The organism is Paenalicyclobacillus ferrooxydans (assembly GCF_001399675.1).
Taxonomy (GTDB): Bacteria; Bacillota; Bacilli; order Alicyclobacillales; family Alicyclobacillaceae; genus Alicyclobacillus_B; species Alicyclobacillus_B ferrooxydans.
In genome coordinates this window covers 100,831-126,498 of sequence record NZ_LJCO01000079.1, presented here as the reverse complement: position 1 = coordinate 126,498, position 25,668 = coordinate 100,831, and the positions used below count along the sequence as shown (strand labels likewise).

The 25,668-nt window shown below is 50.9% G+C and carries 24 protein-coding genes; 4 read left to right on the top strand and 20 right to left on the bottom strand.

Features of this window, described 5'->3' with window-relative positions; genetic code table 11:
• Nucleotides 1–3: 3 nt before the first annotated feature.
• From AN477_RS18520 to AN477_RS18490, 7 genes are all read right to left on the bottom strand, one after another.
• Nucleotides 4–1,212 carry an MFS transporter gene (locus AN477_RS18520; RefSeq protein ID WP_054970658.1) on the bottom strand — a complete coding sequence of 403 codons (1,209 nt, stop codon included), beginning with the start codon at nt 1,210–1,212 and terminating at the stop codon, nt 4–6.
• 77 nt (nt 1,213–1,289) lie between these two features.
• Nucleotides 1,290–2,030, bottom strand: a complete 741-nt coding sequence (locus tag AN477_RS18515) for an alpha/beta hydrolase family protein (protein ID WP_157062052.1) — start codon at nt 2,028–2,030, stop codon at nt 1,290–1,292.
• Nucleotides 2,031–2,255: 225 nt separating this feature from the next.
• Nucleotides 2,256–2,504 (bottom strand): hypothetical protein, encoded by a 249-nt coding sequence (locus AN477_RS18510; protein WP_054970656.1) that lies wholly within the window; start codon nt 2,502–2,504, stop codon nt 2,256–2,258.
• Nucleotides 2,505–2,541: 37 nt separating this feature from the next.
• Nucleotides 2,542–2,973, bottom strand: coding sequence for a spore coat protein (locus AN477_RS18505; protein ID WP_054970655.1), 432 nt, complete (start codon nt 2,971–2,973; stop codon nt 2,542–2,544).
• A gap of 115 nt (nt 2,974–3,088) precedes the next feature.
• Complete coding sequence (locus AN477_RS18500) at nt 3,089–3,304, bottom strand: hypothetical protein (protein ID WP_054970654.1); 216 nt, start codon at nt 3,302–3,304, stop codon at nt 3,089–3,091.
• Nucleotides 3,305–3,328: 24 nt separating this feature from the next.
• Entirely contained in the window at nt 3,329–3,832 is a 504-nt protein-coding gene (locus AN477_RS18495; protein ID WP_054970653.1) for a hypothetical protein, read from the bottom strand.
• A gap of 316 nt (nt 3,833–4,148) precedes the next feature.
• Complete coding sequence (locus tag AN477_RS18490; protein ID WP_054970725.1) at nt 4,149–4,742, bottom strand: YdeI/OmpD-associated family protein; 594 nt, start codon at nt 4,740–4,742, stop codon at nt 4,149–4,151.
• A 342-nt stretch (nt 4,743–5,084) separates the two neighbouring features.
• Between AN477_RS18490 and katG the strand changes: the two genes are divergently transcribed.
• Entirely contained in the window at nt 5,085–7,304 is a 2,220-nt protein-coding gene (gene katG / locus AN477_RS18485; protein ID WP_054970652.1) for a catalase/peroxidase HPI, read from the top strand.
• A gap of 109 nt (nt 7,305–7,413) precedes the next feature.
• Here katG and AN477_RS18480 read toward each other — a convergent pair whose 3' ends face one another.
• Both AN477_RS18480 and AN477_RS18475 read right to left on the bottom strand, forming a co-directional pair.
• Nucleotides 7,414–8,793, bottom strand: a complete 1,380-nt coding sequence (locus AN477_RS18480) for a WD40/YVTN/BNR-like repeat-containing protein (protein WP_157062051.1) — start codon at nt 8,791–8,793, stop codon at nt 7,414–7,416.
• Nucleotides 8,717–9,307, bottom strand: coding sequence for an RNA polymerase sigma factor (locus tag AN477_RS18475; RefSeq protein ID WP_054970650.1), 591 nt, complete (start codon nt 9,305–9,307; stop codon nt 8,717–8,719). Before AN477_RS18475 ends, AN477_RS18480 begins: the two co-directional genes overlap by 77 nt.
• A 267-nt stretch (nt 9,308–9,574) precedes the next feature.
• Between AN477_RS18475 and AN477_RS18470 the strand changes: the two genes are divergently transcribed.
• From AN477_RS18470 to AN477_RS18460, 3 genes are all read left to right on the top strand, one after another.
• A complete protein-coding gene (locus tag AN477_RS18470) occupies nt 9,575–10,060 on the top strand; it encodes a MarR family winged helix-turn-helix transcriptional regulator (RefSeq protein ID WP_054970649.1) in 486 nt (161 codons plus the stop codon).
• A gap of 124 nt (nt 10,061–10,184) precedes the next feature.
• Nucleotides 10,185–13,262: an MMPL family transporter gene (locus AN477_RS18465; RefSeq protein ID WP_054970648.1), complete on the top strand. Its 3,078-nt coding sequence runs from the start codon at nt 10,185–10,187 to the stop codon at nt 13,260–13,262.
• A 375-nt stretch (nt 13,263–13,637) separates the two neighbouring features.
• Nucleotides 13,638–14,291: an SGNH/GDSL hydrolase family protein gene (locus AN477_RS18460; RefSeq protein WP_054970647.1), complete on the top strand. Its 654-nt coding sequence runs from the start codon at nt 13,638–13,640 to the stop codon at nt 14,289–14,291.
• Here the strand turns inward: AN477_RS18460 and AN477_RS18455 are convergent.
• From AN477_RS18455 to secD, 11 genes are all read right to left on the bottom strand, one after another.
• Nucleotides 14,268–15,011 carry a biosynthetic peptidoglycan transglycosylase gene (locus AN477_RS18455; protein WP_054970646.1) on the bottom strand — a complete coding sequence of 248 codons (744 nt, stop codon included), beginning with the start codon at nt 15,009–15,011 and terminating at the stop codon, nt 14,268–14,270. The two genes, AN477_RS18460 and AN477_RS18455, sit on opposite strands and share 24 nt — an antisense overlap.
• Before the next feature lie 379 nt (nt 15,012–15,390).
• Nucleotides 15,391–15,555 carry a hypothetical protein gene (locus AN477_RS24705; RefSeq protein WP_157062050.1) on the bottom strand — a complete coding sequence of 55 codons (165 nt, stop codon included), beginning with the start codon at nt 15,553–15,555 and terminating at the stop codon, nt 15,391–15,393.
• Nucleotides 15,556–15,672: 117 nt separating this feature from the next.
• Nucleotides 15,673–16,248 carry a hypothetical protein gene (locus AN477_RS18450; RefSeq protein ID WP_054970645.1) on the bottom strand — a complete coding sequence of 192 codons (576 nt, stop codon included), beginning with the start codon at nt 16,246–16,248 and terminating at the stop codon, nt 15,673–15,675.
• Nucleotides 16,249–16,412: 164 nt separating this feature from the next.
• The gene (locus AN477_RS18445) at nt 16,413–17,051 is read right to left on the bottom strand and encodes an MBL fold metallo-hydrolase (RefSeq protein ID WP_054970644.1); all 639 of its coding nucleotides are present in this window, start codon (nt 17,049–17,051) and stop codon (nt 16,413–16,415) included.
• 46 nt (nt 17,052–17,097) lie between these two features.
• Nucleotides 17,098–17,547: a D-aminoacyl-tRNA deacylase gene (dtd, locus tag AN477_RS18440; RefSeq protein WP_054970643.1), complete on the bottom strand. Its 450-nt coding sequence runs from the start codon at nt 17,545–17,547 to the stop codon at nt 17,098–17,100.
• A 15-nt stretch (nt 17,548–17,562) separates the two neighbouring features.
• Nucleotides 17,563–19,725: a RelA/SpoT family protein gene (locus AN477_RS18435; protein ID WP_083486456.1), complete on the bottom strand. Its 2,163-nt coding sequence runs from the start codon at nt 19,723–19,725 to the stop codon at nt 17,563–17,565.
• Nucleotides 19,726–19,822: 97 nt separating this feature from the next.
• A complete protein-coding gene (locus AN477_RS18430) occupies nt 19,823–20,335 on the bottom strand; it encodes an adenine phosphoribosyltransferase (RefSeq protein ID WP_054970641.1) in 513 nt (170 codons plus the stop codon).
• 29 nt (nt 20,336–20,364) lie between these two features.
• Complete coding sequence (gene recJ / locus AN477_RS18425) at nt 20,365–22,428, bottom strand: single-stranded-DNA-specific exonuclease RecJ (RefSeq protein WP_054970640.1); 2,064 nt, start codon at nt 22,426–22,428, stop codon at nt 20,365–20,367.
• 18 nt (nt 22,429–22,446) lie between these two features.
• Entirely contained in the window at nt 22,447–23,376 is a 930-nt protein-coding gene (locus tag AN477_RS18420; protein WP_054970639.1) for a cation diffusion facilitator family transporter, read from the bottom strand.
• A 71-nt stretch (nt 23,377–23,447) separates the two neighbouring features.
• The gene (secF, locus tag AN477_RS18415) at nt 23,448–24,377 is read right to left on the bottom strand and encodes a protein translocase subunit SecF (protein ID WP_054970638.1); all 930 of its coding nucleotides are present in this window, start codon (nt 24,375–24,377) and stop codon (nt 23,448–23,450) included.
• Nucleotides 24,374–25,657, bottom strand: a complete 1,284-nt coding sequence (secD, locus tag AN477_RS18410; protein WP_054970637.1) for a protein translocase subunit SecD — start codon at nt 25,655–25,657, stop codon at nt 24,374–24,376. The genes secF and secD overlap by 4 nt, the downstream gene beginning before the upstream one ends.
• Nucleotides 25,658–25,668: the final 11 nt, after the last annotated feature.

Here is a 25,668-nt window from a genome sequence, read left to right as displayed (position 1 = left end):
AATTCAGGCGAATTTATCCGTTGGCACATGGCGTTGTCTGATGATATACAAGCTCGTGTAGATGACTAAAAAAGAACACAACAAGACCAAAATAGAGCCCAGGATCATATACAAGACCTGCTTTGGCAGGAAGTGGTCCATCGCATATCCAATCGCGAAAGGAAATACCGCCCCTCCCACTCCAGCAAAAGCCGTCACGGAACTGGTGACCGTGCGTTCCATCCCAGGAAACGTGTGGTTTGCATAGACCATCGTTATGGAATACACCGCTGACAATGACAAGCCCAGTCCAAATATCGCCAGGTAAGACAGCCACGCTGTATTTGACAGGATAAGTCCTAGAAAAAAAACGCTTCCCAACACGATACTGCCAAGCAAATAGCGCTCGTAGCTGATGCGCCGGACAATCCACCCAATCGCAAGCCGACCTAAAACCATAGAGCCCCAAAAAACAGCTGAACTGAGGGACGCCAGGTATGGTTGGGTCTTTAGGTACACATTAAAAATGCTCGGAAGGAAACTGTTGAGGCTCCCCTCTACACCCACGTAGATTAAGATCATCAAAAGAAACAGCAAAAGTACACCGTACTTCAAAAGCATACTCTTAAAAATGGGAGGAGCAGCAGTCCGCGCATCCCTTGGTCCACCATCCGATGAAGTATGTTCTGGCTGCAAAGCATATGACACAGCTTGCCAAAATGCAGTCAGCACGAAAGCGATCATTGCGATCAACAAGGATGCCAACCGCCACACGTGGAGTGCGATGAAGAGACTCGCAAGAGTCGGAAGAGCCAGGGCCCCGACGCCGAAGGCCACTTCCAACCGACTCATGAATATTGCTCTTCTCCCTTCGAATTGTTCCATGATGTATGAAGCAACAGCCGTTTCCAACGAGGCAGCGCCCATGCCGTTTATAACGATGAGGACTCCGAGCAGCGGAAAGGAAGGTAAGCATAACAGTCCAATTTGTGCAATCGCAACCGCGAGTGCTGCCCCGGACAGGACAAATTGGTATCGAAACCGCCTCATACAGGATGCCGTAATTGGCACGCCTATGATAAATCCAACTGACCCAAGAAGAGCCAGAATGCCGCCCGATGTATAGTTAGTGTGATAATGTACCAACAATTCCGGCATAATTGCCCCTAACAGGACACTGCTCGTGCCACCTAGAAAGTACATGCCGTATGAAGCCCAAAGAAAACGACTCAAGTTGCAATTCCTCCATCTGGCCCATCCGCAAGAAATTCATTCTCGCCGCTCGGGTAAAAAGCCTGTACGCGTAACCATTAAACGCGCAGTTTCGCTAAAAACCACTCTGTTGCGCGTTGACGTAAGTCAACAAGCTCTGCAGCCTCTCGTTCGTTATCTCCAATCAGTCGATGGCGCACGTGCGGGTATGTAGTTTCAACGTGATCCACTGGAGACAACTGTGTAAGCGCCTGTGAAAACGGCCGCATCCAAGACCAGTCCGCCTGGTCGTCAACCAGCCCATGCATAATGTGAGTCGACGTTCCAGTGAATTTTTGTATATGGTTGTGCAGATTCACTGCGTTCCGCTTCTGTAGTACATCCTCCGATAACCAATCATAATCTGGATAAAAGTGTAGAAGGTAGTCCAAGTGTGGAACCCCACCCACGGAAACACAGGCTTTTACTTCTTGGTTATCTAGACCACCCCAGAGACTGATTAGTCCGCCAATTGAAAAACCAAATAACCCAACTGATGGATGACCCAACGTTTGAATTAGACGGGTCAGCTCTTGGCGTGATTCGTTGACCACAGGCCAAAATAGGTCATTAAAGATGTCCTTATTGCGTCTCTCTACAATCGACTCTCTTCCTTCACGCAGCACGGGAAGACGCCAGTAAATTCGGGACAGTCCATCGTTTGAATCATCCGGCCAGCCTGCGCGCAGCGTTTCAGCTGTGGTGCTCATGCCATGAATGACGATGATCAGAGGTGAGTTTCCTTTCAAAGCTTCCTCTGACGCTACGACTGGAATCCCGTTAATTTCATGAATGTCCATGGTATCCCCCATCTCCAAGTTGATTGACGGAAAGCTGCGTTCGTAAGCCTGATGTGACAAGCATGCCATTCTTCGTTGAAATGAATTGGTTTTTGCGGATCCTCCCGCAGTGTAACCGATAGGTCTCTGCTGTACAAGATAGAGTCCCATACTTCTCCCAACGTCGGTTTAACCCAAACGGGAGACCAGAATATCTGGTCTCCCACCTACAAGAACTAGGTTACCTTAACTCTTCTTTTGGGGCCAAACCAACCTTTTGCGCCGAGTTGCCGGTTGTGGCGGATTCTGCGCGGTGCCCTGTTGCTTTTGGAGTCGTTCACTTTTCAGTCTGTCAAACTCCGTTTGTACAAACTGCAGTACCTCTTTCAACCGGGTATAGTCCTTGGCAGGTCCCTTTGATAATGCATGCTTCTGAACCATATCGACAATTGGCTGGTTGACCAACTTCTCTATGTCATCAGGCAAGTTACTCAAGGGCCGTCACCTCCCATAGATAAAGACGCTTCAACGTTTATAGGACGTCGAGCTTTGCAACGAGGGCCAGCAGCACCTGAAGCAGAAGCTGGATACTCACCGATGCCTCGGCATCGGTCATTGTGACCTCAATTCCCCGAGAGTTTTCAATGTAGGTCTTCTGCCGAATGAGCTGCTTCGTACTAATTCGTTGCAATAGATCCTGTTGAATCTTCTGAGCCTGACTCCCATCTGCGATGGATACGCTCAGAACAAGCGCAATTGCCAACTGGATAGCCACTTGTAGGTTGACGGCAGCCTGGATATCCGTGGTGGTAACGGTCACATCGCAGGAATCTTTGATGATCACGTGATCGTCGGAAGCTTGCTCCGTGAAGATAGTCTCCTCGGCGCCTTGCTCGACACCAGAGCCCCGCCCGCAGCCTACATTAGAATTGGGATCCAAGGCATTAAAAGTAGTTCTCTCCAAGCTGATCACTCCCAAAATGGATGTTTTTGATTTGGAATTATCGTATTCTGTTGGTTGATTCATGAGTGTGGACAAACTATCTGTTCAAAAGCACAATTTACCTTCCGGTTGTTGCTCAATGATTGGGCTTGGACTCCCTGCGAATGGTCCTTTGGGAATGTTGCAAGAATCGTTCAGTTTCCACTTGCAGATTCTCAAGGACAGTACGGATTTGTTGCTTTTGCTCAGGTGTCAGCGGCCTCTTTGAACTTGGCGTGAATCCATTACGCTCGAGAACATCCCCTAGCAACAGTTCTCCCAACTTGTTTGCGAGTTGATCTGACTCGTTCACGGCAGTTTTCTCCTTTACGTGAGGTTAGGCCTGACGCACAAACGCAAGGTACGGTGCGTGACGACGTTTGTGAGAATCATGACTGTCGTGGCACGGCTCGTTATCAGACTCAACTACCAAAACAAGGGTGTAGCGGTTTCCATCGGTTCCAACTACGGTGAGACCAGGCTCGTATTGTTCAGCAGAGAATACGAATGCGCTGTGAATCATCTCTTTCTCCCCCTTCGGAACGGTAGGAGGAGTCAGTGGCTGCGCTTGACCAAAAAATTGAACATTTTTAAACGCGAAGAGGTCGTTGCCTGCCACGACATTGTGTTGAGCGACAATATCACGGCCAGCACCAACATCCAGGTTCGCAGAAACGATGTTTCCAGCCTCCATGTTGTTTCCAGCTGAGATATCATTTCCTGCAGTCACGTTATTGCCGGCCCCAATGTCCACTACAGCCGATACCTTGTTCCCAGCTACTTCATTCTCGCTGGCGATGACACTCCCAGTCACGACGAGATCTCCATTGATTGTTGGCATACTCATCTCTCCTCACCGAAAATATGGTTGCCATAAATCAAATGCCTCGTCCACCTCATCAGAACCGGACAAGCGTATATTTTTGAGAGGATAAGCAGCGGAAATGACGACCCTGATGAGACATGAAAAAGCGTCCACGAGAAGGACGCATCAAGAGGTTGTGTTGGTGTTGACATAGTCGTGGCTGACTCGCACAGGGCAGCGTTTTGGGTCTGCATGAAGTTGAGGAGGATGCTAAGCGGAGAGCAGTGTCATGAACTCGACACAGCCCGTTCTAGACAATCGACACGATATTCACGAAGAGGAAGTTTCTTACTTAGTCGTTTAACCCCTGTCCGTTGAGGATTTTTGTCGCGAATTTCTCAATCCTCGCTGTACGGGTTTTGGACTGCTTTGGTTGAGAGAAATGGAGGATGTATGCTCTTTGACGGCCTGGCGTCAATGCTTCAAAAGCAGTCCGCAAAGATGGCATCTCATCGAATTTGTTCTTCAGTTCTTCTGGCATCTCATATTCATCCGTCTTCTTCCGGCTCACTTCCAAACCTGCCTTTTCGACTTCAACGGCTTCAAAAATATAGTCCTTGAGAACTGTTTCCAATTCAACGATTTGCTGAAGATTGGTGAATCGAATCTGGCGGCCCGCCTGCACATTCTCCGTTTGGCGGATTAGAATTCCGTGAGCATCTTGTAACAAGGCCCCTTTATGAAACAGAAGTGCACAGTATTCTTTAAATCCATGAATTAAAACAATATTTTTGTTGTTGAACGTATAACAAGGGTGCATCCATTTGAACTCTTCGGTCAGATCACATTCAAGAACGACGTTTCTCAATTTCTCATATTCTTCTTTCCATTTGGTCGATTCACTGATGAATTCATCGACCTTGGGATTTAGTCTATGATTTGTCACCGGAAAACCCCTCAGTTCATAGTAACCACCGCGATGTGTATCGTACATGTGATATGGATTCGCTAAGCAACAATGTACCACATGTAACTTGCGATTTTAAACGAAGGAATCCGTGCAAGAGTCTCCCCCTTTCGTGTACACCAGCCCTCCCGGGACAGACGACTTTTGAGAAGGTTGAGAGTTGACACTTCTGAATTGTCACCTTATCATGAATCTATACTAAGTCTAATTCTATCATGAATAAAAACGAGGTGATTGTGGATAATTCGCATCTTCTGATTGACATCAAATACGTCAATCATTGCTACTATTTAAATAGGCAGACCTGAAAGGGGAAAACATATGGATACCAAAGACAATGCAAGTGCTGGAAAATGCCCAGTCATGCACGGAAGTGCTACGACCCATCAATCTCGTGGTCCTTCAAACAGAGAATGGTGGCCAAACCAACTGAATCTCAGTATTTTGCGCCAGCATGACAGAAAATCGAACCCACTGGGTGACGACTTCGATTATTCGGCGGAGTTTCAGAAACTGGATTACTCAGCCCTCAAACAAGACCTGCGCGACCTCCTGACGAACAGTCAGGACTGGTGGCCGGCTGACTATGGAAATTACGGCCCATTGTTTATTCGCATGGCTTGGCACTCCGCAGGAACCTATCGAATTGGAGACGGTCGCGGCGGTGCGGGAAATGGAACACAACGCTTTGCACCACTCAACAGTTGGCCTGACAACGTCAACCTCGATAAGGCTCGGCGACTTTTGTGGCCGGTTAAGAAAAAGTATGGCAATAAGATTTCCTGGGCCGACTTGATGATTCTCGCAGGAAACGTGGCGATTGAATCGATGGGCGGCAAGACGATTGGGTTTGCCGGGGGGCGGCAAGACGTATGGCACACGGAAGAAGACATTTACTGGGGAACCGAAACACAGTGGCTCGGTGATAAACGTTACAGCGGTGATCGCGATCTTGAGAATCCTCTCGCTGCCGTTCAGATGGGTCTCATCTATGTGAACCCCGAAGGACCGAATGGAAAGCCGGATCCGCTCGCAAGTGCTCGTGATATCCGCGAAACGTTTGCACGTATGGCCATGAACGATGAAGAAACCGTCGCCCTCATTGCCGGCGGCCACACCTTTGGTAAGGCACATGGTGCGGGAGACCCAACACTCGTAGGTCGAGAGCCGGAAGCTGCACCGGTGGAAGCAATGGGACTAGGTTGGCATAGTACGCACGGAAAGGGCAAAGGCCGCGACACGATTGGCGGTGGTCCGGAAGGTGCATGGACTGCCAACCCGACGAAGTGGGACAACGGTTATTTCCGTCTGCTGTTTAAATACAATTGGAAGCTGACCAAGAGCCCTGCAGGTGCCTATCAGTGGACTGCTGAGAACTTTGACGAAGAAGATCTAGCACCCGACGTGGAAGATGCATCCCTTCGTGTTCCACCCATGATGATGACTACTGACATTGCCCTCATCGAGGACCCAGAATACGCGGAAATTTCGCGACGTTTCTATGACCATCCAGATGAGTTTGCGGATGCATTCGCTCGTGCTTGGTTCAAACTTACACATCGTGACATGGGCCCTCGTGCTCGATATCTTGGCCCAGAGGTTCCCGAATCAGAATTTAACTGGCAAGATCCTGTTCCATCTGTCAACTATGATCTGAGAGATGCTGAAGTTGCTGCCCTCAAAGATAAGATCCTAAATTCAGGTCTTACGGTCAGCGAGCTTGTAACCACAGCCTGGGCATCTGCGAGTACCTTCCGTGGGTCGGATATGCGCGGTGGCGCGAATGGTGCCCGAATCCGACTTGCTCCGCAAAGGGATTGGGAAGTAAACCAACCGGAACAACTGGCAAAAGTACTTGCGGTACTCGAAGACATTCAAGCTGGCCTCGATAAAAAAGTGAGCATCGCTGATTTGATTGTCCTCGGTGGCAGTGCTGCCGTTGAAAGGGCTGCCCGAGATGCTGGCTTCGACGTAACCGTTCCGTTCGCTCCAGGCCGTGGTGATGCGACACAAGAACAGACGGACACAGTAAGTTTTGCAGTGTTAGAGCCGATGGCTGATGGTTTTCGCAACTATCAAAAGAAGCAATACAGCATCAGTGCAGCAGAGCTCTTGGTTGATAAAGCTCAACTGCTCAACCTGACTGCACCGGAAATGACAGTTCTTGTTGGTGGTATGCGTGTTCTAGGGACGAACTACGGAGGAACAAAACACGGTGTATTTACAGACCGGGTTGGCGTACTTACCAATGACTTTTTCGTAAACTTACTAGACATGGGTGTTCAGTGGAAACCCGCCGACGGCGGTGTATTCGAAGGGCGTGATCGTCAGACAGGCGAGCTGGTGCGGACTGCAACCATCGTTGACTTGGTCTTCGGGTCAAACGCCGAGCTCCGTGCCCTTGCGGAGGTGTATGCTCAAGACGACAATGCAGAGAGATTCGTCCATGACTTCATCGCTGCATGGGTGAAGGTCATGAACGCGGATCGTTTTGACCTGGGAACACGAGTCTCCGAGAACTCGGACTTGGTGCTGATCTAAAGCCCCTCAGTTCAGGGACGCTTTCGAGGATCTGTGATAGGTTAAAATTCACACGAAGGGGGCATCCAGAATGGATGCCCCCTTCGCCAATCCTCACCATGCGCTGACTCTAATGTCCACTCGATACCGTCCAATCGCCAGCAAACAATCCATTTACCGTAATCCCCTGCTTCCCGTGTGTGACCGTCAACGTCTGACCGCTGACAGTCCACGTGAGACCCCCTCCTTGACCGTTAGTGTAGGCAGTCCACGATGCCCCGCCGTCTAAGGTCACGAGCACGTATAGCAATTGCTGTGTAGGACTCGATTGGTTTATATTCTCACCATAAATAGGGATGAATCCCACCGTCGGTGAAAAGAAGATTGGGTAACTGCTTGCACGATAGAAATTTGCAAAGGGACTTGGAATAGGCAGTTTTTGTTCCTGCCAACTCACCCCGCCGTCATGCGTGACGAACAAATCCGGTGTAACTGCGTATGCAGGTGAGTTATTCAGCAGATATCCCGTTTTTGTATTCACAAACGATAGTCCTAGTACATCACTGTAATGACCCGTAGACGTTTTCGTCCATGTCTTACCACCATCGGTGGTTTTGGAAAACTGGTACACGAAGTTGTTTGCGCCGCCGCCTAGATTGGTGACTTGAAAACCAATCGTCGGCGTTAGATACATTTGATGTGAAGCGCCCGAGTTCTTGAATATTTGCTGAAACTGTGACTGCGGATTTACAGGGTTGCCCGAATTCACAGCCACAGTAAGAGCGCTCACGGGGTTCCCGCTTTGCTCAAGTTGATATACCTGATTTCCTTCCTGCCAAGCCATGGTGGTATTCCATACGGATGAATTCGACGTGCCGTTGATGATGATTGTTCCTTTGTTATTCGGCGCCGGCAACATATTTGTGTGCAAATATGACACTACATTCTTTGCCATTTTACCCCCGATGTTACTGTCACCAAAACCCAGCAGATTGATAGTCCAGTTTCCTTCGTGCCATTGATAACGATACTGTCCGGCCCCCCCACTGAAATTGGCTTGAATTCCTGTTCCTAGGTCAACCGGCGGACCAGACGGGTACACCTGACCAAAACTTCCTTGCAGCTTTGCAACCACAGCCCCTGCTGCTTGAACCGTTTGATAGGTCTCGACCTTGATCCCATTTGTGACGGTTGTTGCCGTTGGTTGCGTGTGGTCCTTTGGTTGAATGCTGTTTCCTTTGGCTTGGTTTGAAGCAGTTGTATCGCCCGAGGAGGGCGTCAACCCGGATTGCTGTCTGTGCATCTCAATGCTGATACCCGCGGCCACGACAGCAACTGCGGCAATTGCTGCTGCAGCGCCAGACAGCACACCCAGTCTGCGCTTTCTCTTTGGTTTAGATAACGCCATTTCCTTACGTAAATTTTGCAGGATGTCATTTTTGTCCTCGGCACTCAGTTTTACTTCGTTGAGCGCTGAGAATTGCTGACCTGTCTCCTTGTCGATATTCACCGTTCTCACCTTCTTTCCGACTTAATGATGCTGGTTTATCGCCGAGCGACTGGCGTAAATCTTGGATAGCCCGATGAAACGTTGTCTTTACCTTTGCTTGGGACCAGCCCAAGATCTCCGCTGTTTCCTGCACAGAAAAATCTTGAATACCGCGCAGTGTAAAGACCTGTCGTTTATCATTTGAGAGCTGTGAAACAACTTCCTCAAGCTCAAGCATTGTTTCAAGCCGCACGGAAACGTCGCTCATATCGGGCTTGTGTTGCTCCAAGAACGCATGCTCAATCCGTTTCTTTCTCAGCAAGTCGTAAATGTAGTTTCGAGCAATCTGGAATAGCCACGTTCTTGGGTTCGCATCTCTTCGGAATCCAGCCCACGAACGGATCGCACGAAGGAAAACCTCTTGCACGATATCTTTCGCGTCCGCCGACTTTGGTGCAGCGTATCGCGCGTATCGGTAGATTTCATCTGCATAAAGCTCGAACAGCTGCTCAATTGCTTCGTTTGTCGAAGCCATCTTTCAATGCTCACCTCACTTCATTGCCCGGGCATATCGCGGATACTTTATCGGGAAAGCACATGGGTAGACGAACGGTCTACGAAAAGGTTACAGGACAGAGCGCAAACCTTGTCTCATCATGCGGCCGCATCCAAGGAAAGCTGCCCCCCATATCTTACACATGGTATGTCCCATAGTTTCCCAGACAATTTTGCGGCTGGGTGGTACATAAAATGCCTTTACAATGAAGATATTCAGTGGTATATTCTGCCCGGGGTGAAGCAAATGGATAATCAAGAACTGTCAGCTGCCGAAAAGGTCATTGCAGCTTCACAGCCAACAACGGACGAACTTGCAGCCGAAGTGAACGACCTTCTCCCTACCATGGCCGCAAAGTTGCTCGACTTCATCAGGGAGGTGCCTGGCAGCGAGATTACGTTGGCGCAAGGCTTTTTACTGCGTCATCTCCAAGTCCATGGCCCCTGTACAGCATCGAACATCGGGTTAATGTTGGGGATCACGTCGGGATCCGTCACGAGCTTAACAAAGCGTCTCATGACAAAAGGCCTATTGCAGCGCACGAAGGACCCGGAGGACGGACGCGTTCATTGGTTTTCCTTGACGCGGGCCGGAGAAGCTGCAGCGCAGCAGGTTGCGTTGCACCGCCAAAAAGAATGGAAACGCCTCGTCGAAAAACTCGGGGTGTCTCGGACGCTTGAGGCGATGCAACTAATGAAAGACACCATTCAGATTTTGAATGACATGACGTAGAGAACCGCTCACCGTGCTTCAAAGACACACGGATCGAAGGTGGGCACGACAGTCTACGAATTCATCATTACGCGGTTTTATCTTCATAGTAAAGATAGCACCGTGACAAAAGGAGAGTCCGGCTTTGTTACGCAGGTATGCAGAGATCGTCAATAAGCTCAAGTGGCTGATCATCATTGTGTGGATTGTAGCAGTTGCCGCCGTCTTGCTGTTCCTGCCAAAGTTGCAGGATGTGGTCTCTCACCAAAGCCAGACTTATCTTCCAAACAACGCCGAGAGCGTGGTTGCTGGAAATCTGGCGAACGAGATCGACCCGAAACACCAAGCGCAAAGTACAGTTGTTGTGGCCATCAACAATGCAAGTGGATTGACCCAGGCAGACAAACAGTATTTAACAAATAAGATGAATGCACTAAACAACAACCGTTCGAACCATCACGTTACATATATCGAGGACGCAGCGAACTCATCGAAGAGTGTCAGCAGCAAGTTTATCAGTAAGGATAACACGACAGAAATAGCCATCGTCGGGCTGTCGCAGGGCGTTACAGATCCGAACATGAAGAACACGTTGCAGGCTTTGTACGGGTCGTTCAGTAACACCCCTACAGGCGCCAAAGTCTACTTCACGGGTGACGTACCGATTCAGGAGGACGAAATCCTCGTTAGCCAGCAAGCAACCCAAAAGACTGCAGTGGTGACGGTCGTTCTCGTACTCGCAATCCTGCTGGTTGTATTTCGGTCCATCCTGGCACCACTTTTAACTCTGATTGCCATTGGCCTCTCCTACCTCGTATCTTCAGGCGTCGTCGCATGGGCGGCAGAGCACGGTCTCCCTGTTTCCACATTCACGCAGACCTTTCTCATTGCCATTTTAATGGGTGCCGGCACCGACTACACGATGATTATGATGAACCGATTCCAAGAGGAGCTCACCCGCTCGCATGACCGGCAGGAGGCCCTGACGAAGGCACTCCAGGGTGTCTCAAAAACAGTGATGTTCAGTTCTCTGACTGTCCTTGTTTCCTTCGCAGTGCTCTACTTCGCCAAATTTGGATTGTATCGATCCGCGGTGGGTGTCTCCATTGGTATCTTGATCACGCTCATCACGTGCCTAACACTCGTTCCTGCCTTGATGAGCCTGCTTGGTCGTGCCCTGTATTGGCCGCGTCATCCAAAACCGGGGTCAGAACACCGCCCGTCACGAATCTGGGGATGGACTGGTACCATATCCACGAAACATCCGTGGATCACGTTGTTGATACTCGCCGTCATTCTCACTCCGATCGGGCTTTTGTTCAGCAACGACAGAACTTTCAACCCCATGATTGACATCCCGAATTCTGCTTCCGTGAGTGGATTTAACGTGGTTGCCAAAGCGTTCGGTGAAGGTCAGGCAATGCCGACTACCGTGGTTGTGCAGACAGATGTAAACCTCCGGACACCGGATGGCATGGCAACAATTAGCCAGATCTCCAAGACGCTTGCCGCTGTTAAAGGCGTCAAAGAGGTGGACAGCGCCACGCAGCCGGTTGGAAAGGTTGTCCAGGGCTTTCAGTTGGCTTATCAGAATGATCAGGCCTCATCCGGGCTGAAACAAGTAGCCAGTGGACTATCCACTCTCTCCTCGAGCCTTGGGGGCGGTACGGGGAAAGGCGGGACTTCTCAGGTCAGCAAACTGCAGAACGGATCTGCTCAAGTCACATCCGGAATCACTGGTATCGCCAATGGGGCTTCACAACTCGCCACGAACAGCAATCAACTGGTTTCCGGGGCCAAGGGCCTGTCTCAGGGCATCTCCAAAGTGGGCTCAGGGGTGTCTTCCCTGTCTTCAGGGGTGTCAAAAGTGGCCGCATCGGATCAACAAGTCGCAGGCGTTGCAAGCACGCTGGCGAACGCCATCGCAGCGTGGGCAAAGCAAAACCCATCCGCGGCACAGTCACCCTCGTGGCAACAGATCGAGCAACTCGCTGTAGCCGTAAGTCAGGGTACGAGCAAGACTGCACAAGCCACAGCTCAATTGGCGGCAGGTGCCAAACAAACAGCAGCCGCCATGCCTAGCTTACAGGGCGGTGCGAGCAAACTGGCTGGCGGTGCACAGCAGTTCTCGCAGGGTGCAAGCCAGTTGGCATCGGGCGCAAATCGGTTAGCCCCAGGCAGCCAGCAAGTCACAAACGGGATCGCAGCGCTGAATGCCGCAATGGGCACTGAGGTATCTGGTCTTAGCAAGGCATCTTCCGGGGCTTCAAAACTGGAGACCGGTGTCACCAAGGTGCAGAGCTTTTTGCATCAATCCAGACTGGCGAGCGACCCTGGTTTCTACATTCCACAAAGTACGCTCAACAACAACAGCGGTCTGAAACAGGCGATGGATTCGTACATCTCGCCAAACGGTCACATCGCAAAGTTCAACGTCATTTTGAACTCGAATCCGTACTCAATGACGGCGATTAACACCATGACCCCATTGCAGCAAGCTGCGCAGACCGCACTTGCCTCGAGCCCCATTGGGCATGGCACTGTTTATATCGGCGGTACAACGGGTATTCAGTCCAACATGAACCAACTGTCCAGTCAAGACTTTGTTCGAACGATGGCCATCGTGTTCATTGCTATCTTCATCCTGCTCGCGTTGATGCTACGCTCCATTCTGACACCTTTGTTCACGCTCATCTCGCTCGCTGCAACCTATTTCGTCACGATGGGCATTGTTCAAAACGTGGCGGTTCACCTGTTGCATCACGCAGGCGTGGCGTGGGCTGTGCCCTTCTTCGCATTCTTGTTGTTAGTGGCCCTCGGCGTGGATTACAGTATCTTCCTAACATCGCGGTTTGATGAAGAATATCGTGCCGGACACGGCCCAATTACCGCCATCCGCCAGGCCATGCGCAGTATGGGTAATGTCGTCTTTTCGGCAGCATTGATTATGGCCGGTACCTTTGGCTCAATGACCATCACAAACATGTCAACACTCGTGGAGATCGGTCTGTCAATTGTCATTGGGCTGTTTCTCTATACGTTCGTGTTGCTGGCATTCTTCACACCAGCAGTGATCGGCATCATCGGCCGTGCACACGCCTGGCCGTTCATCCGCGTAACGGACGACGCGGACCACGAAGCCGCAGACAGGCTGTCACACGGAGGGGCAGGGTCTGGACGGCGAGGCGGTTCCGGGGGTACTCCTGAACCTGAAACAACATGATGGATTCAGGAAAAAAAGATCATTCTCACATGTATAAACTTCGGCTCTGCGGACATGATATGTATCGTAAGGGAGGCTGATGTGGCATGGCGGCGATGACCTCGTAAGTGAACAGTCACAATCGTCATCTGGCTACCGTTAGGAGGCTGATGTGCGATGGCGGCCAAACTTCGAAGTTAGTAGTCACTTCTGCAACATCGTAATTCCTTACCAAAAAGAGGACGGCTTCGGCCGTCTTCTTTCTTTTTGTATGTTATTTGACGTTTGTATGGGCCTTTCACCCCGCGGCATGTACCCTTACGGATCGAGATGCACGCGCATTGTATACCCACGAGTGCAACTCTGTGAGTGCCCCAATTTGGGAGGTGAAAGCCGTTGTACACCTACACTGCGTTGGGTGATTCCATAACAGCTGGGTATAGTGCGACGTCACCATGCCTCGCGTATCCTTCACGAGTCACTGAAATGTTACGTGCTCACCGAAGTCGCTCAGTTGGAGAAGTCCTGGCCGAGGCAGGGTGGACGAGCGCAGACCTGCGATCCGCGGTTTTTGCAGCCGGCTTCGGCCCACTTGTTGCCGCTGATGCCATTAGTGTGTGGGTCGGCGGAGATGACCTCGTAGATGCCGCTCTCGGGATGCTCCAAACGGGGGGAATAAGGCGGGCTGGAACGGTGATTCCAGCAACGCTCAAACACTACGGAATGAACCTCGCTGGAATGATAGCTGGGATTCGCAAGGTCAGTAAAGCGAAGCTAATCGTGTGTACACAGTATAATCCTTTTCCAAACAGTCCTATAGCCGTTGAATCCATTCAAGGGCTGAACACAGTGACAGCTGAAGTGGCGCAGAAAACAGGCTGCCTCGTCGCGCCAGTTCACGAGTGGTTTGCCGGCCGCCAAGCGGCGCTCATCGCGGGATACCGTACAGGACAAATCGAGGACGTCTTACGCGGCAGCACCGCTGTTCATCCCAATAACCGTGGTCATAACGTCATCGCGACCAACCTACTGCCCCTTGTTATGAACTAATCGGATTGGCATCGCTCGTATCTGTTCTGCCTCGGACTGGGTTATTTGCCCATCGTCCACCATGTTATCGATCACGATTTGCTGTCGCTGACGGGCAAGGCTCAGGTTCCGAAATGGATCGTAAAGCGAAGGTTCATTCGGAATGCCCGCCAGCATGGCAAGTTCACCGGCATTGCACTGCGTTGGCGTTTGTCCAAAATATGTCTCAGCCGCATTGTACAATCCGTATGCACCGTGTCCGAAATAAATCACATTTGCGTACATGGCGAGTGTATCTTCCTTGCTAAACGTGTCATAGATACCGACAGCATAAGCGAGTTGTTTCACTTTTCGAGTGATGGTCTTCTTTTTATTGAGAATCGTGTTGTCTACCAGTTGCTGCGTAATGGTCGATCCACCCTCAACATAGCCATCTTTCTCCACATCGACAATGAAGGAACGAACAATCCCGACGGGGTCAAACCCGGGATCCCAACTGAAGCGGCGGTCTTCGGTTGCAATGACGGCCTCTCTATAGGCGGCCGGAATCGCCGTGTAGGACAACGGATGAATATGATGAAGCGCCACTTTTGCCTCGACACTGGCCTGAACACGTTGCCGAATTGGAATCCAGTGATGGAATGCGTAGTTTGCCAAGAACATCAGCACCCCTGTGAGCAGAGCCAACTCGACAAGAACCTTCAGGACCCACGCAACAATTCTCCTGAAAAATCTTACCAAGATTACCTCCCCTCCCCTATCCGCTAGTGTAACAGATGTCGCCCTGTCCAGCTCTTCTTATTGCAGCACTTGTAATCGCAGTCGCTGCAACAAAAAAACAGAGCGTCACCGGTGTTATCGAACCGGACTACTCTGTTCTTCTGCAAGTCACAACTTTGAGTTCTAACGCCACTATCGATTCGGCGTTCCTGTCCGGGACTGATTCATGCTTGGCACTAACACGAACAGCAGGACAAAGACAATCAGAAACACAATCGCGTATTTGTTTAATTGGTTCAGCCCCATCACCTCCTAGGTATGCCCACGATATAGGCTATGCCCCAAGTAAGGTAATTGGTGCTTGATACACGTGTCGAGATGTTCCCATAGCGGAATTTTCTCAGCGCGTGATTGTGCCGGTGTCCAAGTGAATCTTCATGTGTGCAATGTGAACAAAACGAACGCCGGTGTCTCGACGGCGTGCTTGCAGTGCAGCCAAACCGTTGAGAATTAACCAGCGCTCTGTCATGGTTAGATTTTTCCATCTTCCTGCGTTGACCATCATCTCGTCTACACTCCTTCGATCTTCGGACAAGCTAGTTGTAATCAGCCTATGCCGTCTAGTCGAAAAGTAGACCTCAATGGTGTTCTGCAGTCGATATCATTTTATGCGAGAGCCTGATTAGGTCCCCGCGTACACCCAGTGTCCGCTTGCATCTTTCTGAATCACAGCTGTCTGTGTTTGTGCTGAGCCGCCGTCGGTCTGTGGCACGCTTAACGTGACGAGGTATCCGTTGCCTTGCGGCAGAGCACTCTTCACCGTTGCCTTAAACCAATTATTTGTATCACCACTTGATGTCATGGACTGGAATACGTAGTCCCCACCCTTTAACGACACGTGAGAAAAGAGATTGTTCACCTGTGCCTGTGTCAGGAAGTCTAAGTACGACTGCTCCAGGTCATTCAAGTCACTCTTCGATGTAGCAACAACGGAATAAGTTGTTCCGCCAATGGTTTTTGTACTCATCGGGCCGAGCAAAGATTTTCCGGTAGTAAAATCGTCAATGGCGGTTTGCGCCGAAGCTGTAACCGAGACAAACTGATCTTTCATATCCGTCGTCACAGTCGAACTTACGCTATTTGATGCACTGTTGCTCCCAGTAGTGCTGTTTGTAGACGTATTATTTGGTGTTCCACAACCAGCTAACAGTGCAACCAATCCGATTGCAGCCGCGCCAGCTACTATAGTTTTTTTCACAGTACTTCCCCCCCGGCATGATACAAGTCCACAGTCATTCTATGGTTCCGCCGAGAAGATGTCAATAAATAGGAGAAAAGAACTAAGATTCCCTTTTCTCACAGTAATCAAAATAGGCACACTAGTTTGCTCAAAGCAAAACACCGATGATCTACGTCAATCGACTAATCGATGTCAGTCAAAAATGGATTGACCTGCCGCTCGAATCCAATCGTGCTTGTCCCCATATGTCCCGGGTAGATGCGTACGTTGTCTGCGAGCGTTAATAGGCGTTTTAAAGAATGGGACAGTTCTGTGAAGCTCCCTCCAGGAAGGTCGGTTCGTCCAACTCCCTGCGCAAACAGGGTATCTCCTGTGATCGCAACCTCTTCCTCAATTAAGCAGACGCTGCCACGGGAATGCCCGGGTGTATGCCATACTGTAAAGGAAAGGTTTCCGCATGCCAGTGTATCGCCCTCTTCCAGAAAGCCGTCCGGAGCGTTTAAAGCGGGAACCTGTTTTCCGAGCCATCGTGCCGCATCGTTCGGCAAGCTCTGCCACAAATCCATATCGGCCGCATGGACATATGCCGGGACATCGTAGGCCTTGCGAATGACATCAACGCCCATTACGTGGTCGACATGGCCATGTGTAAGCCAGACCGCTTGCACCTGATATTGATGCTCGCTGACGTAATCCATCACACGTTTGACATCGAGATCGCCTGGGTCAATGACCACAGTCGGAGCACCGTTTTCATCTGTTTCAGATAATACGTAGCAGTTTGATTGAAAAGGAGAGAGTACAAACGTCTGCAGCTTCATGTGCGTCCTCCTTTGACATGATGGTAGAACCTCTATCTCAAAGCCCTTAGAACTTCCGTTCACTATCCAGCAATATAGTCACGGGTCCGTCGTTCACAAGGTGAACATCCATCATCGCGCCAAACGTGCCTGTAGCCACTTCAATACCTAGTTCTCGAAGTGTCTGATTAAACGCTTCGTACAGAGGCTCAGCTTCACCAGGAGGCGCGGCCTCCATGTAATTGGGCCGCCGTCCTTTTCGTACATCGCCATAGAGCGTAAACTGGGACACGGATAAAACGGCTCCGCCAACGGTCAACAGATCGTAGTTCATCTTACCTTCCGCATCCTCGAAAATACGCAGATGAGCAACTTTGTCGGCGAGATAGCGAGCATCGTCGACCCCGTCACCCGCCTTGACACCCACCAGTATGACAAGCCCTTTCTCAATCTGTCCTACTGCTTGTCCCGCAACGACAACTGAAGCGGGGCCGCTTCGCTGGACTACCAATCGCACAAAGCCACCCCCGGTTTACTGGATCACACGACGCACGCTGTGTATGTCCTTAATTCTCTTTAATCGTTCGACAATGCTGCGCAGATGATCGAGGTTGCGAATCCGAATCGTCAGGCTCACGTGCGCCAAGCGTTTCTGATCGACACGCCCGCTGACCGCCGTAATCTCTGTCTTCGTCTCTGCCACCGCATTCATCACTTCATTGATAAGACCATGCCGGTCAAGACCCGTAATCTCCAGTTCGACCTGATAGGACAGATCCGGGGCCCCTGCCCACTCCACTTCCATGATGCGCCCGTGATCATTCTCAAGGGCTGTTGCGTTTGGACAGTCTGTCCGATGAACCGACACACCGCGGCCGCGGGTCACGAACCCGACGATATCATCACCAGGCACCGGATTACAGCAACGTGCAAATCGGATGAGTAAGTTGTCTATGCCTCGCACACGTACCCCGCTTGATGACGGCTGCTTTCTGTCCCGAAGTTCAAGTGTGACAGGATCGACTGTAGCTGCAGCCGGGGCATCTCGGCGACCACGCTCTACGAGTCTCGTAACGACCTGCGCCGCGCTGAGCCCACCGTATCCAACAGCAGCAAACATCTCATCCTCACGAGCAAAGTTGAACTTGTGCAAGACATCACTGAGCATCACCGGGGTCATCAATTCCTTCGGGTCAAGTCGTTGGCGAAGAATTTCTTTCTCCACCATCTCTTTTCCCCGTGTGACGTTTTCTTCACGCTTCTCCTTTTTGAACCATTGGCGAATTTTGCTCTTGGCTTGGGAGGACTGAACAATCTTCAACCAGTCCCGACTCGGACCATAACTGTGTTTGGACGTCAGGACTTCAATGATGTCCCCTGTGCGCAAACGATAATCAAGCGGCACGATTTTTCCGTTGATTTTCGCCCCAATACAGCGGTTTCCTACGTCGGTGTGAATTTTATATGCAAAGTCTATGGGCACACTGCCTGCCGGCAACCCGACGACATCCCCTTTTGGCGTGAAGACAAAGACCTCATCAGAGAACAAATCGAGTTTTAAGGTCTCCATGAATTCCTGGGCATCTTTGAAATCCTGTTGCCACTCCAGGACTTCGCGAAACCAGGCCAGTTTTTGGGAGAACTTACTATCTGCCCGACCTCCGCCTTCCTTGTAGACCCAGTGCGCTGCAATACCATACTCTGCGGTTTGGTGCATGTCCCAAGTCCGAATCTGAATCTCCAGCGGTTCGCCACGGGGACCCACAACTGTCGTATGAAGGCTCTGGTACATGTTGTACTTTGGCATCGCGATGTAGTCCTTAAAACGTCCCGGCATCGGTTTCCACATCGTGTGAATCACGCCAAGGACACCGTAACAGTCCTTGATGCTGTTGACGATAATCCGCACCGCAAACAGGTCGTAAATCTCATTGAACTCTTTGTGTTGTGTCACCATTTTACGGTAGATACTATATATGTGTTTTGCGCGCCCAGTAACCTCGACTTGAATCTCGAGTTCCTTGCATTTGTCATGGATCATCTCCATGACTTCGTTGACGTAGCTCTCACGCTCTTTGCGCTTTTGAGCCATCAGATGGACAATTCGGTAGTATTGCTGCGGATTGAGGTAGCGAAGGGCTGTATCTTCGAGTTCCCATTTGACCGAATACATACCAAGACGATGGGCAAGCGGTGCAAAGATTTCGAGAGTTTCCCGTGCTGTCTGCTGCTGTTTCTCCGACGGTTGGTAACGCAGTGTCCGCATGTTGTGCAGACGGTCCGCTAATTTTATCAAGAGAACCCGGATGTCCTTTGCCATGGCCATAAACATTTTACGGAGATTTTCCGCCTGTTGCTCTTCTGACGAGTCAAACTTGATCCGTTTGAGCTTCGTGACACCGTCGACCAAAGCAGCAACCTCGGCTCCAAACTGCCGAACAATCTCCTCGTCGGTGACCTTGGTATCTTCAACCACATCATGCAGTAAAGCAGCGGCCAGCGTTGTCGCATCCAGTTGCAGTTCGGCCAAAATCATAGCCACTGCGACAGGGTGTGTAATATAGGGCTCGCCTGACCTCCGTAACTGTCCAAGGTGCGCGGTCTGTGCGTATTCAAAGGCCCGACGGATGAATTCAGCGTCACTTTGTTTTCCATATGTCAGGTATTGCTCGACCACTTCGTCAATTGTTTTCATCGTCTGCACGCCGGCACCCCCTCTTCCGGGTTCTCTTTCTTCAATGAAAGAACTGCTCATACAAGAACTGAAGAACTGCTGATCAAGAACAGCGTGCTTAATATTGAACCAGTGTAAACACATCTAAATCGCCGAGTTTATTCCGTCCGCCAAGTTCCATCAATTCAATCAAAAATGCTCCGCCCACAACATTGCCGCCAAGCTTTTTCACTAAGTCAATCGTAGCACTCATAGTACCGCCTGTTGCAAGGAGGTCATCTGCGACAACGACACGTTGACCCGGCTGGATTGCATCAACGTGAATCTCCAGAACATCGTTCCCGTACTCAAGCCCGTATTGCACAGCAAGTGTCTGACCGGGCAACTTGCCTTTTTTACGAACGGGTACAAACCCTGCCGTCAAGGCGTACGCTAACGGTGCGCCCACGACATACCCGCGCGCCTCTGGCCCGACAATCAACTCTGCTCCCTTTTCCTTTGCAAACACAGCTAATTTATTGATGGCTTTTTGATACGCCTCGCCGTCCGCAAGCAATGGTGTAATATCTCGAAACAAAATTCCTGGCTGTGGAAAATCCGGAATTTCACGAATCAATGTCTTAAAGTCCATGCTTTCGCTCCTCATTTTACCCTGTACGCTCACTGACCCATTGTCTCTGGTCGAACTGCAACCTGCCGCAGATGACTTTGATAGGCAATGGACTCTCTCAGGTCTCGCGCCTGTGCTTGTTCAACAACATGATATTCGCTCTCATGCAAGTACGCAAATCCCAAGTCAACAAACGTGTCGAAAATTGTCTGAATCGGCATCTGGTCACTCGTCGGAAGGGACTCACGGACATCCGCTTCGACAACCTTGCGGCGCGCTTGTAATAACCGGTACACCATGGCGAAGTCTTCTCTGAGTACCGGTTTCGACAACACCACAACCGTCTCCGCCCGCAGTTGCGCTTGCTGCCGGCCCTGCCAAGTGTTCACCTCAAGATTCACGATGGCAGCAAGTGTTGTACCGGAAGACAAGTGAAATGCCCATTTTGGTGGACTGAACCAAATGAGTTTGGCACTGTTTCGTCCTTCCCTAATGGTCAGACGCAGATGTCTACCTTGGCCCATTGGCGTCACATCGACCAGTTCAACAGGGCCGACATAGAATCGATACGGCACATAGCCAGGTCCGTAAGGCCCCAACTGAACTAACCAGTTCGCGGTTTCTAAGGTCGCCTCGTGGAGCGGTAAGTAGTCGTCGGCAATCGTCTTTAAGTCCTCGGCAGGTCCGCTCAGGTTGAACTGCAAGTCATGACTACTGTCTTCTCCATCAACTAATTGACCATGTTCAGATGTAACGATGTCAGATGCCGCTCCATTTGTGTGTTCTCCAGTTTGCATCGTTTCTATCAAGGCCGTTCGAAAGGAATCGAGGTTTTCCCGCGAGACGCCGCACCCGAGTGCCGTGCTGTGGCCCCCGAAATGTTCAAGCAGATATGAGCACCGACTCACCGCCTCATGCAAGGGGATTCCCTCCGGTGACCTGCCAGAGCCACGCAATAGATGGTTCCCATCGTCTGCAAACACAATCGCCGGGCGGCCGTAGGTGTCTGACAGTTTGGCTGCGACAATACCAACTACGCCAAGCGGCCATTCTCCAGCTACAACAACCACGGGCGGTACCCCAGTGTCCGCATAGGTTGCTTCAATCGCGGCCTGTGCAGCTGCTGTCGCACGGGTCGTTTCTCTGCGCCGCTCTTCGTTTTTTAGCTCTACCTCGCCTGCCAAACGCATCGCTTCCGATTCGGTAGTCGCCAGCAACAACGCGAGGGCAAGTTCAGCACTGTCCATCCTGCCTGCGGCATTGATACGCGGTGTAATGGACCACAAAATGGACGTTTCTGTCAGCGATGAGGGGTTCACTCCTGCGACTTGGCACAAAGCCAGCCAGCCGGGTTTACTGGCACTCCGCAGAACTTCGAGCCCTTCCCGGACCAGACGTCGATTCTCCGCTCGCATTGGCATAACATCCGCAAATGCCCCAAGTGCAGCGAGTCCAAGATGCCATCGTTGCAGATCGCTGTGATTGGTCTCCTCAAGCAGTGCTTCAGCGAACTTCCATGCCACACCAGCGCCTGACAGAACAGACAGTTCGCGGTCGTCAGACAACGCATGATGTAACACAGCGATCGCTTCGTCAGGCCAGTCATCCCCTGGTTCGTGATGATCCGTCACAATCACGTCGATTCCCTGCTGCCTTGCATAACGAACGGCTTCTACCGCACGAATGCCATTGTCAACGGTGACAACCAGTTGACATCCACCTGCAATCGCCCGATCGATGAGGTCCTCTGACAGCCCATATCCATCATCAACGCGGTGAGGAATATAACAACGATAGTCTGCACCAAGCGCTTCAAGCGTTGTCGCCAGAATCGTTGTCGCAGTCACACCATCTACATCATAATCGCCTATCACAGCAATACGTTGCGACGCCGCGATGGCTTTATGCACACGGGTTACAGCAGGCGTCATTTCGGAGAATAAATAGGGACTGCGAAAGGGGATCGTTTCAGGCCTGAGCCAGTGAGGTATTTCGTCTTCTCCAACACGGGAGCAAAGCACTCTTGCAACGCGCACCGGCATCTTGTATGTATCGGCTACCCTTTTCACTGTATCGATATCTATCCCAGCCGAACTCCAGAGCGGAACAACCACGACCCATCAACCTCCAATTCACTCTTCGTTGCCACGACGGGCCTGTTGACGATAATACGGATTGACATGCACCAAGACATCGCTGACGCGGGGAAACTCTCTGATCATCCGATTTTTCACATCCGTTGCAATTTCGTGCCCTTCTGCCACGCTGATATCTGCATCAACACTGATTTTAACGTCCACAATCACATATTGGCCGTGGTCCCGAGCCCGCAACTCATCAATCCGCTCCACACCTTCAACTCGGGTGATGAATTCAACATACGGCTGGAGCTCATGGGGTTCTGTCCGATCCATTAGGAGTTGTGTGGCGTCCGCTGCAATTTCGATACCGAGCTTTAAGATGAGGACAGCAACGAGCGCACTTGAAGCTGCATCTCCATACAGCATCCAACCAACGCCAAGCCGTTTACCCGTAATCGATACGACGATCCCGATGAGTGCCGCAGCGGAGGATATAACGTCCGATCTATGGTCCATGGCTGCAGCCATCAGGCTGCGACTGTGCAGTTTTTTTCCAAGTCGTGCATTATACCGGTAAAGAACTTCCTTCGCGACAATGGCGGCGCCGGCGGCAAATGCTGCCAGTACATCTGGTTCCTCAGCCGGCCCAAACAGCGCCTTGATACCACTTACACCGACTTGCACTGCGGCACCAATCAACAGAACCGATACTGCCGCAGAAGAAATGAGTTCGGCTTTTCCGTGTCCATATGGATGGTCTGCATCCGGGGGGCGTTGTGCCACACGCAGGCCAATCATGACTGCAACAGAGCCGACCAGGTCAGCGGCAGAGTGTATGGCATCGGCAACGAGAGCTCGGCTGCCGCCCAATATCCCAATGGCCCCTTTCCCGACCATTAAAATGATATTTGCGACCAGACTCACCCAGGCCGCAACCCTGCCGCTTCTCTCGTCCGTGCTGCGTAAGTCAAAATCGGCCACAAGCGAACCTCCCTCGATCAGAAAGGCGCCCCCGAAGGAGCGCGCTTCGTTGTTGTTCGTTCATCCACTCATCAAACGGTCTCAGCCACAGGCTTCTTCGGCTTCTTTTTGAACTCCCGTGACTTCCATACAACCCAAATGGGGCTTGCAATAAAGATGGAACTGTACGCACCGCTAATCAGACCGATAATCAAGGCAAAGGTGAACGTCCGAATTGACTGACCGCCAAACAGGTACAAAAGGAGCGCAGCGATTAAAACAGTAACAACGGTGTTGATAGACCGTGTCATCGTTTGCCACAAACTCTTATTGACCATACGCTCGAGTTCTTCAAAGGAACGCGGCTTGGCTAACTTCTGATTTTCTCTGATGCGGTCAAAGATAACTATCGTATCGTTGATGGAGTAACCAACGATGGTTAAAATCGCAGCCACAAAAGTCAAGTCGACTTCGCGCCGCAACAATGCGAACACGGACATGACGATGAACGCATCGTGAAGCAGTGCAATGATGGCGGCAATAGCAAATCGGTACTCAAATCGGATCGCCACATACACGACGATAAACAGAGAAGCCAACAAAACAGCATACACGGCCTTATGAGACGTCTGGGTCGCAACGATTGGGTCGACCATCTGCGTCTGATTGCCCTGAGACTTCGGGAAGTACTGCTTCTCCAGTGCGTCGATCTTGGCGACTTGTGCAGGAGTCAACCTCTCGCCAAAACGAACAACGGCAGTGTTATTCGGAGACCCTGCGGTAGCGCTCGCGAGTGTAATCGCATTCGGACCGATAGGAAAACCATTTTGTGCAAACATGTCCCGAACCTGGCTCGTGGTGACCGGCTGGCCGAGGTCCATCTGGACTCGACTGCCTGCCTTAAAGTCTGTACCCAAGTTGAATCCAAAGAAGGCAAAGGCAAGTATACCAAGCACTGTGATGGTACCAGACAGCGCGAAAAACCATCTGCGATACTTAATGATATCAAACCACTGGTTCACTTTTGCACCACCCCTTTGCCAATTCCAAACCACCAGGGGCGGCCGACGACATTCGACTTCGTGAAGAGCAGCAACATGACACGACTGAGCAACACTGCCGTAATCAAGCTGATGACAATACTGAGCATGAGTGAAATCGCAAATCCGCGAATATCACCCTGGCCGAACCAGTACATTACGGCTCCCGCGATAAATGTCGTTGCGTTCGAGTCAATGATGGTTCGAAGAGCTCTCTTGTTCCCTGCAACGACACTCGATTGCAAACTCTTCCCGTTTCTCACCTCATCCTTGATGCGTTCATACGTAATGATGTTGGCATCAACGGCCATGCCAACACCGAGAATCAGCGCGGCCAAGCCCGATAAAGTGAGGACAACGTGGAGCCCTGAAAACGTCACCAGGACCAGGTAGAGATAGGCAACCAGTGCAACATCTGCAATCAACCCGGCTAAGCGGTACAGGCTGAGCATGAACAGGAAGATGACGATGATTGCCGCCAGACCTGCGATCATCGTAGCTTTCAGTGACGACATCCCAAGCGATGGACCAACGTTCATGGAACTCACGAGCTTCAGAGGATACGGCAACGCACCTGCGTTCAGTTCGTGTGCCAGCGTAATACATTCCTGTGGAGTCGTCAGTCCTGGCCCGTAAATTTCAGACTGTCCGTTTGACATCACGGAATCAATCTTCGGCGCCGACAAAAGGCTGCCATTCAGGAAAATGTAGACCGGCTTCTGTAAATACTTTGTCGTAATACTCTGCCACAAAGCCGGATCTTTAAAATCCAGTGTGACAACATTGTTTCCGGTCTGCGGGTCTTGCGCCCATTTGGAGTTACTCTTCAAATCTTTGCCTGATGCCAGCAGCGTCTTTGGATCTGGCGTCCATGTCCCATTCTTGTTTTGGGTGGCTTGTCCATAGAATTTCAAGTCCGCTGTAGTACCGATAACCTGTGTGTACTGTTGCTGGTTGAAGTTCCCTGCCAAATCCACACGGATAAAATCCTTGCCTTCTAATTCAATTTGAGGCGAAGAAACCCCTAGTGAATTGACGCGCAGTTCAACCGCCTGCAGGGCCGCATCGATTCCAGTCTTGGTGAGTGGTTGGCTCGGTGTGGCCTCAATTTGGTACAACAGGTCCATCCCACCCTTGAGGTCGAGTCCAAGAGGAATGGTCTTCCACAATCGGACTGACGTCCCGCCTGTCAGGCCGAGGATTACGACAACAAAGAGTAGGAAGGCGAAAAACCTGCCCCAATTCCGTTTCGTCTTCTTCAAACTTCCAGTCT

Bases quoted from the DNA above. Each gene is read 5' to 3' on its own strand.
- AN477_RS18515 (WP_157062052.1), bottom strand. From the start codon at position 2,030: ATGGACATTCATGAAATTAACGGGATTCCAGTCGTAGCGTCAGAGGAA.
- AN477_RS18495 (WP_054970653.1), bottom strand. From the start codon at position 3,832: ATGCCAACAATCAATGGAGATCTCGTCGTGACTGGGAGTGTCATCGCC.
- katG (WP_054970652.1), top strand. From the start codon at position 5,085: ATGGATACCAAAGACAATGCAAGTGCTGGAAAATGCCCAGTCATGCAC.
- AN477_RS18475 (WP_054970650.1), bottom strand. From the start codon at position 9,307: ATGGCTTCGACAAACGAAGCAATTGAGCAGCTGTTCGAGCTTTATGCA.
- AN477_RS18470 (WP_054970649.1), top strand. From the start codon at position 9,575: ATGGATAATCAAGAACTGTCAGCTGCCGAAAAGGTCATTGCAGCTTCA.
- AN477_RS24705 (WP_157062050.1), bottom strand. From the start codon at position 15,555: ATGATGGTCAACGCAGGAAGATGGAAAAATCTAACCATGACAGAGCGC.
- AN477_RS18445 (WP_054970644.1), bottom strand. From the start codon at position 17,051: ATGAAGCTGCAGACGTTTGTACTCTCTCCTTTTCAATCAAACTGCTAC.
- AN477_RS18435 (WP_083486456.1), bottom strand. From the start codon at position 19,725: ATGAAAACAATTGACGAAGTGGTCGAGCAATACCTGACATATGGAAAA.
- AN477_RS18430 (WP_054970641.1), bottom strand. From the start codon at position 20,335: ATGGACTTTAAGACATTGATTCGTGAAATTCCGGATTTTCCACAGCCA.